This is a genomic window from Polynucleobacter sp. 80A-SIGWE (assembly GCF_018882295.1).
GTDB lineage: Bacteria > Pseudomonadota > Gammaproteobacteria > Burkholderiales > Burkholderiaceae > Polynucleobacter.
The window spans coordinates 208,740-221,949 of record NZ_JACVOR010000001.1; the positions used below are offsets into that span (position 1 = coordinate 208,740).

The following is a 13,210-nucleotide window of genomic DNA, read 5'->3' on the forward strand; positions in this document are numbered from 1 at the left end:
TCACAGCTAAGTGCAGATGTCAAACGAATTTTTTATACCCAAGTCAAATTTTTAATGGGCAATTTTTCCAAAGCTTCCGCTATTGAAATCCTGCATTGCCTGAGCAATCTCTTCTTTGGTATTCATGACAAATGGGCCATAACCCACAATAGGCTCATTAATCGGTTCGCCACTCAGCAGCAAGGCAATCGAGTCTTCCAGTACATTCACTTGAATATCTTGACCTTGATTACTAAACATCAGCATCTGGGCATCTTTGGCGACCACGCCCTCACCAGCCTCAACGGCACCCTTCAGCACAACTAGGGAAGTATTCCAGCCTTCAGGCACGGGAATAGTTGCTGAGCCCTTCTTTAACTTCAGGTCAATCACATTGAGAGGAGTAAAGGTGTTGGCTGGCCCTGTATGGCCATCAAACTCACCAGCAATAATGCGCGCTTGTCCTGCGCCGTTCTTCAAATCAATCGCAGGAATCTGTTTATCCAGAATGGCTTGATAACCAGGCTTAGTCATTTTGAGTTTTGCTGGCAAATTCACCCACAACTGCACCATATTTAGATTGCCACCATTTTTGGCAAAGTCTTCAGAATGAAACTCTTCATGCAAGATGCCGGAGCCGGCAGTCATCCACTGAACATCTCCAGGACCAATAGTGCCGCCCTGACCTGTTGAATCTTTATGAGCTACCTCACCTTCGTAAACAATGGTGACTGTTTCAAATCCACGATGAGGGTGTGAGCCCACGCCTTTACGCTCAGTTGTTGGGGGAAACTCTGCTGGACCTGCATAGTCCAGCATCAAGAAGGGACTCATTTGCTTCCCGAGGTCTTGATAGAAGAACAAGGTGCGCACAGGAAATCCATCGCCCACCCAGTGACCTCGATCATTTCCTTGTAAACCAATGAGTTTTTTCATGATTCCCCCAATTTCTTTCCGATAAAAATCTTACTTAGCTTTTAGTTCAGCGGCAATCTTGGCAATACGCTCACCATAGAGGCGTGCTGTTTCTAAATCGCCCACATTTACCTCATCAGCACTTGCGTCTGAAGGAGTCTGCATCATCGCACCAGCAGAAGAGCCAACATAGTTCACATCATCACGCTTCGCAGCTTTGGAGTTCGAAGGCATTAAACCAGTACCAACCCAGATACCTGAATGCTGCATTGCTAGAGTGAAGAAGTAATGCAAGGTGGAATGCTTATCACCGTTCATCGTGGCAGAGTTTGTGAAACCACCAAATACTTTATCTTTCCACTGCTGTGAAAACCATTGCTTAGAACTGGCATCAGCGAACTTCTTAAACTGCCAGCTCACAGTACCCATATAGGTTGGCGAACCAAATACGATGGCATCAGCAGTATTAAGAGTTTCCCACTGCGCATCGCTGATATTACCTTCGGCATCAATTGCTACCAAGGTGGCATTAGCACCCTTGGCAAGGGCTTCTGCTTGTTTAACAGTGTGGCCATATCCACTATGAAATACAACGGCTACTTTAGTCATGATTATTTCCTTTGAAAAATTGATTTAACTTCTTTTAAAACTGTCACTACTTGTTCAATTTCTTTTTTACTTAACTTCCCGAAAGCTTTGCTTAGATATTCCACATGCTCTGGAAATACCTTCTTAAATAACTTGTCACCGCTCTTCGATAAGCCAATCTTGTAGCTACGTCCATCGTCGGCATTCATAAACTTTTCAATGAGGCCTTTGGCCTCCAGTCGCTCCAGAACGCCCGTCATGGTGCCCTTGGAAACGAGTGTCTTATCCCCCAGCTCCTTGCAAGTCATCGGAGGCTGATTGCCTAGGGTCGCAACAATATCGAACTGGGTCGTTGTTAAGCCCATCTCTTTGATATGCGCTCCAGAGTACGCTTCAAAGGCTTGATATGCCTGAACCAATTCCTTAACGAGCGATAGGTGATTCATCAAAGTACCTCAATTTAGTCTGTATGCGTACTAGTTTAGTACTAGTTCGTACTAATTGCAAGACCCTACAGAAAACAGGATCTTATTGCGCAGAGTCTGGATTACGAAAAATTGTTGGATTGACTGGGCGGGCGCCCAAGGAAAATGCTAAACAGTAATAGCTAGATTCTGAGCGGGGAAACCCGCTCAGAGGGTTGAGTCATTAGCCCTACAGACCAACCATGTATGTAGCCATTACAGAAGTGGTTGTAACACCCTGATATGGCTCTTGACGATAGATGCCATTGATACCCAGGCGCTGATTCTTAGCTAGATCATAGTAAGCACCCAATGTGGCGGTAGCGCGAGTTCTTACAGGGCTTGCATTGAAATTGATGGAATTTAAGCCATATAAACCAGTGGCAGTGTAATTACCGTTACTAGTGTTCAGATCATTTTCTAAGCCAGCACTGGCTAGTAAAACAACATCCGGCATCAGCTTGTAGTTGGCACCCAAACCAGCAACAACAGTTGTAGCGTTTGTATTTACTGCACCATAAGTCAAGGGCGCTGTCACAGCAGCAGAACTACCCTCAGTGTAGCCACCCATATTATTTTGTGAATACCGCAACCCTACATATGGAGACACAGTGGTTTTATCAGCAACAGCAAAGCCATACTTACCAATTGCTTGAGCACCCTGGGATGTCAACGTAGAGGAGCCACTTCCTGCCTCAGTTCCATCAACAACTGGACGAGTCATTGTTGTGTTCTTTTGACCATAGCCAGCAGAAACTTTAACTTCCGCACCCGTACCATCTAAGCGCTCAATCCAAACGCCAAATACACCAACCATTGGACTGGCATTAGCAACCTTCACAATGCCTGTTGAATTGGTTGAGACATTTTGATCGATATAAGCACCCATACGAATCTGATTGTTCATTCGGTATGCACCAATCAATAGTCCGCCAGTACTATTCACGGAGTCGGTATTAGCCGTTGTATAACGACCACCAACGGATACGCAAACATTGTTCTTATCAAACACTGGGCAATCGTAAGTAAAGCCATTTACGAGCACTGTGTTTTGAAGGGTGAATGCATTTTGAAGAGCAGCCGTAGTTTGATTTAAAGCAGCCATTGCTGAAGTGTTGGTGCCACTAAAAGTCAAATCCCAATTATCAGTGCCCGCCACTGCGCCTAGTGTCCAAGTTAAACCTTGGTAAGTTCCAGTCCTAGTTGCTCCAATATTGCCAGTAGGCAAATTCTCTAAAACATTGGCATATGAATTCGTGGTGATAGCCGATCCAGCATAAACCCCAAAATTCATTGGTCCAGAAGTAGGATTTGCGGGCAATACAAAGTAAGTTTGACCGTAATTTACTGCGCCACCAAAAATAATGACGTTGTAATTGCTTGGTAGTTTGGCGCGATAAAACAAATCATTCTGCGCGCTATTTAACGTTCCGATAGTTCCAGTATTGTCAATGCCTGAACCAGAAGCACCGAAACCAGTATGAGCAGAGCCCGTGACAGCACCTAAAGCTAAGTTAGTAATAGTGCCAACCGAACCACTATTGAGAAATCCATACGCACCCGTATTTGAAACTACAGAACCTGAATTAATAAAAGTACCGATTGTTCCACTAGCACCACCAGGAATAGATGCATTTTGTATTGCGTTAGTTGTGGTGCTTTGAATAGTACCGCTGTTGTTTAAGTTTGTAATAGCTCCGGAGGGTGAGATATATATGGAATTACCAGTTAGCCCGTAAATATTCCCAGTGTTATTGAAATTTGAAATAGTAGCGCCACTTTGAACAGCGACACCAAAGGAACTACCAGGGTTGATTGTTGCATTATTGGTAAATGTACCGAGTAAAACACCAGAGCCAGTCGTATTGAAACTACCGGACCCGGTTGCGGTTAGGGAGTAATTATTGGTTATTGATCCGGTAGAGGTATTTACCGTTAAATCGGAACAGTCAGCGGTAGGACTGGCATTGGCTGTACAGGCAGTTGCATGACTGAGACTTGAAAATCCACTCAAACCTCCGATAAGTGAAATTTGAACTAAAGCTAATAATTGATTTTTGATTTTCATTTTTCTTACTCGTTTTTATATACGTTCACCGTTCCACCACAAGTAGCAAAACACTGTCTATACGATTCATCACACTGCCAGTAATTCGGATTTGCTGGGCAGTACTGAGGATTAGGATTGCACTTCTTCACATCATCATGGCTTTGCGCGCGATTAACACAGGCTTGATAGCTGTAATTATTTTGTTGGTGGCAATTATTGGCATTGTTCTGCGCCTGCTGACCCATGGCGTTGTAACAAACTTGCTTGGTTGTCATGCATTGAGTTGCGCAAGTTCTACCTGTTTCAGTTGCAGGGGCAATGTATTCGTAACGGTAGGTAGTGCAAGCGGTCAAGCCTACTGCGACCAATAGCCCTGCGAATAGTGCCCTAATCATCATTATTTGTTAACATGTTATCTATAATACCTATAATTATTACATAGAAACTTACCGGTTTTATTAGCCTACGATGACAAAAGATATTGAAAAGCTAGAAGAAAAAGCTAAAAAATCTCAAAGGCAGATTGATTCAATTGTAAAAGTGGCTCATCGTCTATTTGAGAAAACTGGATATGAGCAAGTGGGGATGCGCGAAATCAGTGCTGCAGCCAATACAACCCCAATGCAGCTATATCGCTTAGGGCTTGATAAACAGGATTTATTGGCCGAAGTCATCCTAAAAGTAAATGCCAAACAAATCGAAGGCATTAAACCATTTAAAGCAAGCAAAACTGGCTCAGCCTCAAAGTTCGTTGAGGGCTATTTACTAACACTGTATGAACAAGATATCGCACTAAAGAGTATTCGCAAGGAAGGCGCAGCATTTGGCTGGAAATGGTCTGAGAAATATGAGTCTTTAATTATTGAACAGCTCATGCAGATCATCAAACCCATCTCAGATGCTCTTATATACGATGGCTTTGATGACATTCAGGCAAGATGCTTTGGTATTTGGTCGCTCTACTATGTAGGCTATCGAAACGCAGTCATGAATAATGCGGATGCTCAAGCTTGCCTTGATTCCATCAAACCAAGTTTGAAACTACTCCTAAGGAAATAAGATGAAATACGCTATTGCACTGGCATTGATGATTATCGCCCTGCCCGCCTTTGCAATTGAGAGGCCTGAAGGCGTTGTTTATTGCCACGGCAAAACGGTCGTGGAGTTCCGTCTGGTGAATCCTGAAAAAAATGGTACTGCATCTGATGTTGATTTAACGATCAACGGTAAGACTAGTCGCGTAATGACTGCCTATTCTTGGTTTGGATCAAACCAAGCTAGCCCCAAAGGGTTTAAGTTTGCGATTCTTGGTGAAAAGCAGTTTGATCCACTTTTGGTATTTGATGGCTATCTTCTGGACGCTAAGAAGCAAAAATACACAAAGTGCAACTGAGTCAAACTACTCGACCGTAACGCTCTTTGCGAGGTTGCGTGGCTTGTCGACATCGGTACCTAGGGCACAAGCGGTGTGATAGGCCAGCAGCTGTAATGGAACTACATGGAGGATTGGGGAAAGTTTTCCGTAGTGCTCAGGCAAACGAATCACATTGATGCCTTCACTACTAGTGATCTCGGTATCTTGATCTGCAAAGACATACAGCTTACCGCCACGTGCTTTGACTTCCTGCATATTGGACTTGAGTTTTTCTAGCAAATCGTCGTTAGGGGCAACTGTGACTACTGGCATCTTCTCAGTAACAAGTGCGAGCGGCCCATGCTTTAACTCACCTGCTGGATAAGCTTCAGCATGAATATACGAAATCTCTTTTAACTTGAGAGCACCTTCAAGGGCAATTGGGTAATGCATTCCACGACCCAAGAACAAAGCATTTTCACATTTAGCAAATGCAGTGCTCCAAGCCATAATCTGAGGCTCAAGTGCTAACACTGCATGCAAAGCTTTTGGCAAATGGCGCAAGTCACGCAAAAGCTCTTTTTCTTGTTCAGGGCTGACCTTGCCTGCGCGCTTGGCTAATGAAACAGCTAGCAGATAGAGCGCAACTAATTGGGTCGTAAAGGCTTTAGTAGAAGCCACGCCAATCTCAGTGCCAGCCTTGGTTAAGAAATTCCAATTCGTTTCGCGAACCATGGCGCTACTTGCAACGTTACAAATCGCCAGGGTGTATTGATGACCCAAAGACTGGGCATGACGTAAGGCTGCCAAAGTATCCGCAGTCTCACCAGACTGGGAAACCACCACAATTAATGTATTCGGGTTAGGAACAGTGGTGCGATAGCGATACTCGCTCGCGATCTCAACCTGCGTCGGAATACCAGCTAAATCTTCTAGCCAGTATTTAGCAACACAAGCAGAGTAGTAACTAGTGCCGCAAGCCAGAATCAGAATCTGATCAAACTTCCTCCACTGCTCAGGATCCGCATTAAAGAGTTCCGGGCCAAAGCTAACAATATTGGCCAGCGTATCGCCGATCGCTCCTGGCTGCTCAAAAATCTCTTTTTGCATGTAATGCTGATAAGGACCTAGATCCACTGAGTCAGCTTGTGCAGGCATAGCCTTATGCTCTCTTTGCACAGATTTACCGGCTTGATCAAGGATCTCAATGCCTTCAGCCTTCAGAATGGCTACATCACCCTCTTCGAGATACATCATCGAATGTGCGCGACCAGCTAAAGCCAGTGCATCAGAAGCGAGGAAGTTTTCATTCTCACCAAGCGCCACAACCAAAGGTGATCCAACGCGTGCACCAACTAAAACATCCGGACGATCTTGCGCAATCACACCGATCGCATAAGCGCCATGTAGTCGTGGCAATACAGATCGTACTGAAGCAACTAAATCAACCTGCTTGCTTGCTACATAAGCTTGATGAATTAAATGCGCGATCACTTCAGTATCAGTTTCAGATGCAAATACATAACCTGCAGACTTCAACTCTGTACGCAGTGATTCGTAGTTCTCAATAATGCCGTTATGAACAACCGCAATCAATCCATCAGAGATATGAGGATGTGCATTTTGTGTGTCTGGTTTACCGTGCGTTGCCCAGCGGGTGTGAGCAATACCTAAAGTGCCGTGAAAATCCTTACCCTGCTCGGCTAACTCAGAAACGCGAGCGGTAGTACGAGCACGCTCAATTGGATGCTTTGCATCATCGCCATTAATTACGGCAAAACCACATGAGTCGTAACCGCGATATTCAAGGCGGCGCAGACCTTCGATCAATACTTCAACAATATTCTTACGCGATGCTGCGCCAACGATTCCGCACATTATTTTTTAGCCTTCACGGATTTTTTGGTGGCTACTTTCTTTGTCGCTACTTTCTTTTCCTTCTTTACTGGGCGTTGCCACTGTAAAGAGATTTGCTTAGCGCGCGACACGGTAAGTTGATTAGGAGGCGCATCTTTAGTCAGAGTCGTGCCCGCACCCAATGTGGCGCCACGGCCAACACGCACTGGGGCAACTAACTGAGTATCAGAACCAATGAAGACATCATCTTCAATAATGGTTTGGTGCTTATTGACACCATCGTAGTTACAAGTAATCGTACCCGCGCCGATATTAACTCTAGAGCCCACGATGGAATCACCAACATAGGCCAAGTGATTGGCTTTGCTATTGGCGGCAATCTTACTGTTCTTCACTTCTACAAAGTTACCAATGTGCACATCATTCGCTAAGTCAGCACCTGGGCGCAAGCGAGCATAAGGTCCAATCAGCGAACTTGCGCCAACTTTTGCACCGTCAATATGGCTGTATGGGTGAATGGTGACATTCTTACCAATCACACTATTGCGAATAATGCAGTATGGACCGACTTTTGTGCCCGCAGCTAAAGTAACGCAACCTTCAAATACACAACCCACATCAATAAAGACATCAGTACCGCACTCTAGCGTTCCACGGATATCGATGCGCGATGGATCCGCCAATGAAACACCGGCATCCATTAATACATTTGCTTGATTGAGTTGATGCACACGCTCTAAAGCGGCCAACTGATCGCGGCTGTTAACGCCAACAGTTTCATATTCAGCATCAGCTTGCGCAGTGCGAATGGGCACACCATCTTTAACCGCCATCGCGATGACATCAGTTAGGTAGTACTCACCTTGAGCATTACTGGCTCGCAAAGACTTCAACCATTTCTTAAGTGAGTTAGTTGGCAGCACCATGATGCCGGTATTAATTTCTTGAATACGCTTTTGCTCTGGCGATGCATCTTTTTCTTCAACAATCTCTTTTACGGAGCCGTCGATATCGCGCACAATGCGACCGTAGCCCGTTGGATTGCTGAGATTTTGAGTCAGAAGCGCTAAAGCGGAATCTTGACCACGTACGCCATCAGCCAATTTAGCTAATTTAGACAGCGTCTTTTTACTTGTAAGTGGCACATCGCCATAGAGAACCAGCGTGGGTTCATTTAAATCTAACTTAGGCAGCGCTTGTAATAAAGCGTGACCCGTTCCTTTTTGCTCAGCCTGCAATGCAGTGCCTACTTTGCCAAAGCGAGAATCTTGTTCGCTGGCAACTTGAAGAAACTCTTTAACATCGGCTGCGCCGTGACCAACAACAACGATGGGGCCAGTTTTAGCGCTCTTGCCTTGTAGATCTAGAGCGGTATTGAGAACGTGCTGGAGAAGGGGTTTCCCGGCCAAGGTTTGGAGAACCTTGGGTAATGCGGACTTCATCCGCTTTCCCTGCCCAGCAGCCAAAATTACGATGTTCATAAGGAGGGATTATAAGACCCCTGAATCAGCGTTCCGCAGGCTATTTCATCGATTTCTGTCTCGTCAATCGCTTTGTCGCCAGCCGATCTTGCGGCAATGCCCGATAGCTCTGTAGAAATCTCGAGATTCTTGAAATCAAAAGCCTCTCCATCCATTAAATGGGATGGCACGATATGGTGCATTGAGCGGAATAGATTCTCGACGCGCCCTGGGTGCTTTTTCTCCCAATCGCGCAGCATCTCTTTCATAGCGCCGCGCTGGAGATTAGGCTGACTGCCACAGAGATTGCACGGAATAATTGGGAAGTTCATATCTACCGCATAACGTTCAAGTAACTTTTCAGGAACGTATGCGAGAGGACGAATGACAATATGCTTACCGTCATCAGATCGTAGCTTTGGTGGCATGCCTTTGAGCTTCCCGGCAAAGAACATATTTAGCATCAATGTTTCTAAGATGTCATCACGGTGATGACCTAAAGCAATCTTGGTAGCACCCAACTCATCCGCAACACGATACAAAATGCCACGACGCAATCGAGAACAAAGACCGCAAGTCGTTTTTCCTTCTGGAACGACACGCTTGACGATGCTATAGGTATCTTGGTTTTCAATATGGTACTGAACGCCCAAAGCTTTTAAATAGTTCGGCAAAATCTCCGCTGGAAATCCTGGCTGCTTTTGATTCAAATTGACAGCAATAATCTCAAAATCAATTGGGGCACGCTCGCGCAACTTCAACAAAATATCGAGCATGGCATAACTATCTTTACCACCTGACAGACAAACCATTACTTTGTCGCCATCTTCGATCATGCCAAAGTCGCCAATTGCTTGGCCAACTAAACGGCAGAGCTTTTTCTCTAGCTTGTTTTCTTCGAAGACGACTTTACGAATATCACTCATAGCGACTAAATTTTTCTGGCTTTTCTTTAAACTTGCTTCATCCGAAATACTTCAACGCCAACAGAGTGGCAATCTGGATAGACATCAGGCTTAGCTGTACTAACACGAGCCGCAATGACCTTCGGATGCAAGAGCATCGCAGTCACGATGTCGTCACAGAAGGTTTCCTGCAAGTGGATATGACCCTGGGAAGACCGTGCCTTAATGGTTTCACGCATAAAGTCGTAATCCACAACCTCTTCCAATAAGTCTTTAGAAGGGGTATTCATATTCAATGGAATATAGAGATCAACATTGAGAATGACGCGCTGCTCAGCCTTCTTCTCAAAATCATGCACACCGATATTAATATAGATTTCATAGTCACGCAGGAATAAGCGGCGGCAATCAACTAAAGCAGGATGAGAAAGAATAGCGTGCATAAATTTTTAACTTTTAGTTTGTTTTAAACATCACATCGCGTGATGATGGCAATAGATGTTGTCCCCCATCCACATATAAGGTCGTACCAGTGATTGCATTTGAGCTAGCTAAAAATACAGCTGCTTTTGCAATATCACTTGGTGTTGATGACTTACCTAATGGAGTCATCTGATGCGCCTTAGTAAAACCTGATTCAGTTTGATCGCCAGAAGTCAGCGTAATACCGGGAGCCAAGCCAATCACCCGCAAGTGCGGAGCAAAATCTACTGCTAGCACTTCAACTGAAGTAAGCAGTGCCGCTTTAGATAATGTGTAAGACAAATAATCTGGATTGAGATTAATTAATTTTTGATCGAGCAGCTGAATCACCGAGGGGATTGATAAATTACTCTCGCTTGCTTTCTTTGTCTGGCTCTTTTGATAGTCAAACATCAACTGAGATAGCAAGATGGGCGCCGCTAAATTAACTTGCATATGTTCTTGCAAACTTTTACTGCTGAGCGGGGCATCTGAATTAGCGCGATCATATTCAAAGATTGAAGCGCTATTCACGAGACACTCGAGACTTTGAAACTCAGCAACAACTGCGGCAAACAAAGAATGGATTTCTGCTTCGCTAGCGAGGTCAGCCTTAAATGCCACGGCCTTACGCCCTAAGCCCTGAATTTCCGCAACGGTAGTCTGGGCATCTGCTGCAGACTGGCCATAATGAATCGCGATATCCCAGCCCTGACGAGCAAATTCCAAGGCAATTTCTCGGCCAAGACGCTTGGCAGCGCCGGTCACTAAAACTGCTTTATTTTGCTGAGGTTGTAGGTTTGAACTCAAGTTCACTTAAATTCTCTTAGACTAGCGAGCTATGGATATTACCTTGACCAGCCTTGAAACGGCTCATACCGAGCTTCTTAGCCAGAAAATAATGGCCGAAATCGCCTCTAATGGCGGCTGGATGCCCTTTTCAAGGTATATGGAAATGGCTTTATATGAGCCAGGCATGGGTTATTACAGCGCCGGAGCCCACAAATTGGGTGCTGGCGGTGATTTCACGACAGCCCCAGAGCTCTCCCCCCTCTTTGGCGCTGCCATCGTAGAAACCCTTTTACCGATTCTGGAGGGCCTGCAAGCCCAAGGACTCCCTACCCAAATTCTGGAGTTTGGCGCCGGAACCGGCAAATTGGCTGAATCCATTCTCACCAGATTGCACGATCTTGAGTTTTCCCTGGATCGCTACGACATCATTGAGATCTCGCCAGACCTAGCCCAAAGACAAGATGAGCGCCTCAAACAACTGGCCGAGAAACTAACCCTATCTACTCAATGCAATTGGTTAAGTTCTTTACCTAGCAACTTCAAGGGCATCATTCTAGCCAACGAGGTAATTGATGCCATCCCTTGTGACGCCATCATTTTTCAAAATGGCTTTTGGTATCAACAAGGCGTCGCTGTAATTGATGGCAAGCTTGCTTGGTCAGCAGGACAACCCGTTGAGCAGTCACTGCTTCCAGAGACCTTACTCACCGGAAACTTTTCTGAAGGCTACCTTACTGAATTACATGCGCCCGCAAATGCTTGGATGCGCCAAGTAGCCAAGCATCTCGATACCGGACTCTTCCTCACTTTTGATTACGGATTTCCGGAGAGCGAGTATTACCATGCACAACGCCTAGAGGGCACACTCATGGCGCATCATCGCCATCATGCTATTCAAGATCCATTTCACCTTCCGGGACTATGTGATTTAACAACGCATGTGGAATGGTCACAGATTGCACGCAGCGCACTCGAGGAAGAAGTTGATGATGTCTATCTCAGCAATCAGGCGTCTTATTTACTAGATGCCGGCATTGGCGATATTGCATTGAAGATTGGTGACCCCAGCAATCCAGAAACTTTCTTACCTATTTCGAACTCGCTGCAAAAACTATTGTCTGAAGCGGAGATGGGTGAGCTCTTCAAAGTCTTTGCATTTTCAAAGAAACTATCTGAGGTACTGCCAGACCATGTCTTAGAGGACTTGCCTGGCCTTCGAGGCAGAAATCGGCTGTAAGTTTTTAAATGCTTACGGCTGCAGTAATAGCTAAGAGTCGCGCAGCATCAACTGCACTACGAATTCTTTCACCGTTAGTTCTCTGGTCTGCAGGAACACCTTCAATAATTTCGGCCGTATTGAGCGATTGAGCATTTTGCATTGCTGAAATTAAAGCGCTGACATTCAAGCCAATACGCTTTGCTAAATTCAACAAAGCATTTCCACGCTCAGGCTTACGCCAAACGTCTGCACGATTAAACCAGGCCAATATATCTGCAGGCTCATAGCTAACACCTGCATCATTGACTGATTTCTCAACGAGTACATTGAGCTCGCTAAATATTTCACTGAAATCACGCACTTCATTTGGCATCTTGACGCACTCCGCCCAAGAGCGAATTTCACTGGCAGGTAAATGCATGAGAGTGACGGCGCATCGATCTTCGAGACGGTTATCTGCTGCATGCAAATGTGCAATGAGTTGCTCGCGGAACTCTTCTTTAGCCAAATAGGATGTCAGCGTTGCCGGCAGCAATACCCTGGCTGCATCAACATCCAGTAGAACTTGGAACATCCGCATTGGCTTATCGGCAGTGAAGCCTCTAGCTAACTCCTGCCAAACTCTCTCAGCCGAGAGTGCCGATAATTCATTGGAATGAACAATCGCCTGTAAAGCAGCCATGGTTTCTGGCGCAACAATAAATTCTGGAAAGCGCGCTGCAAAACGAGCGATACGTAATAGACGCAAAGGATCTTCAGCAAATGCATCGGATACATGACGAAATACTCTAGCCGCTAAATCTTGCTGGCCGTTGTAGGGATCCAAAATAGGCCCCACCCATTTGTCATCAGCACCGACTTCTTGTGCCATTGCATTAATAGTCAGATCACGACGCTCTAAGTCTTGCTCTAGCGTGACGGTCGGGTCGGCATAAAACATAAAGCCCTTATAGCCCTTGCCCGTCTTACGCTCTGTGCGAGCCAAGGCATATTCAGCCTGGGTCTCTGGATGCAAGAACACTGGAAAATCTTTGCCTACCGGACGATAGCCCTGGGCAATCATTTCTTCTACGCTGGAGCCAACAACCACATAATCAATGTCATGCACCGGCAAACCCATGAGGATGTCCCGAATGGCGCCACCAACAGCGTAGATCTTCATGAG

General features: G+C 45.5%; 14 protein-coding genes. 3 read left to right on the forward strand and 11 right to left on the reverse strand.

Annotated elements, in window-relative coordinates; all coding sequences use genetic code 11:
- Nucleotides 1–51: 51 nt before the first annotated feature.
- From ICN25_RS01075 to ICN25_RS01095, 5 genes are all read right to left on the reverse strand, one after another.
- Entirely contained in the window at nucleotides 52–915 is an 864-nt protein-coding gene (locus ICN25_RS01075; RefSeq protein WP_216178650.1) for a pirin family protein, read from the reverse strand.
- A 30-nt stretch (nucleotides 916–945) separates the two neighbouring features.
- A complete protein-coding gene (locus ICN25_RS01080; protein WP_216178651.1) occupies nucleotides 946–1,503 on the reverse strand; it encodes a flavodoxin family protein in 558 nt (185 codons plus the stop codon).
- A 2-nt stretch (nucleotides 1,504–1,505) separates the two neighbouring features.
- The gene (locus ICN25_RS01085; RefSeq protein ID WP_216178652.1) at nucleotides 1,506–1,928 is read right to left on the reverse strand and encodes a MarR family winged helix-turn-helix transcriptional regulator; all 423 of its coding nucleotides are present in this window, start codon (nucleotides 1,926–1,928) and stop codon (nucleotides 1,506–1,508) included.
- A 208-nt stretch (nucleotides 1,929–2,136) separates the two neighbouring features.
- The gene (locus tag ICN25_RS01090) at nucleotides 2,137–4,014 is read right to left on the reverse strand and encodes an autotransporter outer membrane beta-barrel domain-containing protein (RefSeq protein ID WP_216178653.1); all 1,878 of its coding nucleotides are present in this window, start codon (nucleotides 4,012–4,014) and stop codon (nucleotides 2,137–2,139) included.
- A 5-nt stretch (nucleotides 4,015–4,019) separates the two neighbouring features.
- Nucleotides 4,020–4,394: a hypothetical protein gene (locus ICN25_RS01095; protein ID WP_216178654.1), complete on the reverse strand. Its 375-nt coding sequence runs from the start codon at nucleotides 4,392–4,394 to the stop codon at nucleotides 4,020–4,022.
- A 70-nt stretch (nucleotides 4,395–4,464) separates the two neighbouring features.
- On the opposite strand from ICN25_RS01095, the gene ICN25_RS01100 reads away from it, so the two are divergent.
- Both ICN25_RS01100 and ICN25_RS01105 read left to right on the forward strand, forming a co-directional pair.
- Nucleotides 4,465–5,055: a TetR/AcrR family transcriptional regulator gene (locus ICN25_RS01100; protein WP_216178655.1), complete on the forward strand. Its 591-nt coding sequence runs from the start codon at nucleotides 4,465–4,467 to the stop codon at nucleotides 5,053–5,055.
- Between the two features lies 1 nt (nucleotide 5,056).
- A complete protein-coding gene (locus ICN25_RS01105; RefSeq protein WP_216178656.1) occupies nucleotides 5,057–5,389 on the forward strand; it encodes a hypothetical protein in 333 nt (110 codons plus the stop codon).
- 6 nt (nucleotides 5,390–5,395) lie between these two features.
- Here ICN25_RS01105 and glmS read toward each other — a convergent pair whose 3' ends face one another.
- From glmS to ICN25_RS01130, 5 genes are read right to left on the reverse strand one after another with little or no spacing between them, the layout of a single operon-like run.
- On the reverse strand, nucleotides 5,396–7,228 hold the full coding sequence (glmS, locus tag ICN25_RS01110) for a glutamine--fructose-6-phosphate transaminase (isomerizing) (protein ID WP_216178657.1): 1,833 nt from the start codon (nucleotides 7,226–7,228) through the stop codon (nucleotides 5,396–5,398).
- Nucleotides 7,228–8,688 carry a bifunctional UDP-N-acetylglucosamine diphosphorylase/glucosamine-1-phosphate N-acetyltransferase GlmU gene (gene glmU, locus ICN25_RS01115; RefSeq protein ID WP_216178658.1) on the reverse strand — a complete coding sequence of 487 codons (1,461 nt, stop codon included), beginning with the start codon at nucleotides 8,686–8,688 and terminating at the stop codon, nucleotides 7,228–7,230. The genes glmS and glmU overlap by 1 nt, the downstream gene beginning before the upstream one ends.
- A complete protein-coding gene (gene ttcA / locus ICN25_RS01120) occupies nucleotides 8,685–9,593 on the reverse strand; it encodes a tRNA 2-thiocytidine(32) synthetase TtcA (RefSeq protein ID WP_216178659.1) in 909 nt (302 codons plus the stop codon). Before ttcA ends, glmU begins: the two co-directional genes overlap by 4 nt.
- A gap of 26 nt (nucleotides 9,594–9,619) precedes the next feature.
- Entirely contained in the window at nucleotides 9,620–10,015 is a 396-nt protein-coding gene (locus ICN25_RS01125; protein WP_216178660.1) for a dihydroneopterin aldolase, read from the reverse strand.
- Nucleotides 10,016–10,028: 13 nt separating this feature from the next.
- A complete protein-coding gene (locus tag ICN25_RS01130; RefSeq protein WP_370624678.1) occupies nucleotides 10,029–10,850 on the reverse strand; it encodes an SDR family oxidoreductase in 822 nt (273 codons plus the stop codon).
- Between the two features lie 85 nt (nucleotides 10,851–10,935).
- Here ICN25_RS01130 and ICN25_RS01135 point away from each other — a divergent pair, with 85 nt between their 5' ends.
- Nucleotides 10,936–12,063, forward strand: coding sequence for a class I SAM-dependent methyltransferase (locus ICN25_RS01135; protein WP_255536627.1), 1,128 nt, complete (start codon nucleotides 10,936–10,938; stop codon nucleotides 12,061–12,063).
- Between the two features lie 4 nt (nucleotides 12,064–12,067).
- On the opposite strand, the gene ICN25_RS01140 is transcribed toward ICN25_RS01135, so the two are convergent.
- Nucleotides 12,068–13,207 carry a polynucleotide adenylyltransferase gene (locus tag ICN25_RS01140; protein ID WP_216178662.1) on the reverse strand — a complete coding sequence of 380 codons (1,140 nt, stop codon included), beginning with the start codon at nucleotides 13,205–13,207 and terminating at the stop codon, nucleotides 12,068–12,070.
- Nucleotides 13,208–13,210: the final 3 nt, after the last annotated feature.

Excerpts from the sequence above, each read along its gene's own strand:
- ICN25_RS01075 (WP_216178650.1), bottom strand. The coding sequence starts at position 915 with ATGAAAAAACTCATTGGTTTACAAGGAAATGATCGAGGTCACTGGGTG.
- ICN25_RS01080 (WP_216178651.1), bottom strand. The coding sequence starts at position 1,503 with ATGACTAAAGTAGCCGTTGTATTTCATAGTGGATATGGCCACACTGTT.
- ICN25_RS01085 (WP_216178652.1), bottom strand. The coding sequence starts at position 1,928 with ATGAATCACCTATCGCTCGTTAAGGAATTGGTTCAGGCATATCAAGCC.
- ICN25_RS01090 (WP_216178653.1), bottom strand. The coding sequence starts at position 4,014 with ATGAAAATCAAAAATCAATTATTAGCTTTAGTTCAAATTTCACTTATC.
- ICN25_RS01095 (WP_216178654.1), bottom strand. The coding sequence starts at position 4,394 with ATGATGATTAGGGCACTATTCGCAGGGCTATTGGTCGCAGTAGGCTTG.
- ICN25_RS01100 (WP_216178655.1), top strand. The coding sequence starts at position 4,465 with ATGACAAAAGATATTGAAAAGCTAGAAGAAAAAGCTAAAAAATCTCAA.
- ICN25_RS01105 (WP_216178656.1), top strand. The coding sequence starts at position 5,057 with ATGAAATACGCTATTGCACTGGCATTGATGATTATCGCCCTGCCCGCC.
- glmS (WP_216178657.1), bottom strand. The coding sequence starts at position 7,228 with ATGTGCGGAATCGTTGGCGCAGCATCGCGTAAGAATATTGTTGAAGTA.
- glmU (WP_216178658.1), bottom strand. The coding sequence starts at position 8,688 with ATGAACATCGTAATTTTGGCTGCTGGGCAGGGAAAGCGGATGAAGTCC.
- ttcA (WP_216178659.1), bottom strand. The coding sequence starts at position 9,593 with ATGAGTGATATTCGTAAAGTCGTCTTCGAAGAAAACAAGCTAGAGAAA.
- ICN25_RS01125 (WP_216178660.1), bottom strand. The coding sequence starts at position 10,015 with ATGCACGCTATTCTTTCTCATCCTGCTTTAGTTGATTGCCGCCGCTTA.
- ICN25_RS01135 (WP_255536627.1), top strand. The coding sequence starts at position 10,936 with ATGGCCGAAATCGCCTCTAATGGCGGCTGGATGCCCTTTTCAAGGTAT.
- ICN25_RS01140 (WP_216178662.1), bottom strand. The coding sequence starts at position 13,207 with ATGAAGATCTACGCTGTTGGTGGCGCCATTCGGGACATCCTCATGGGT.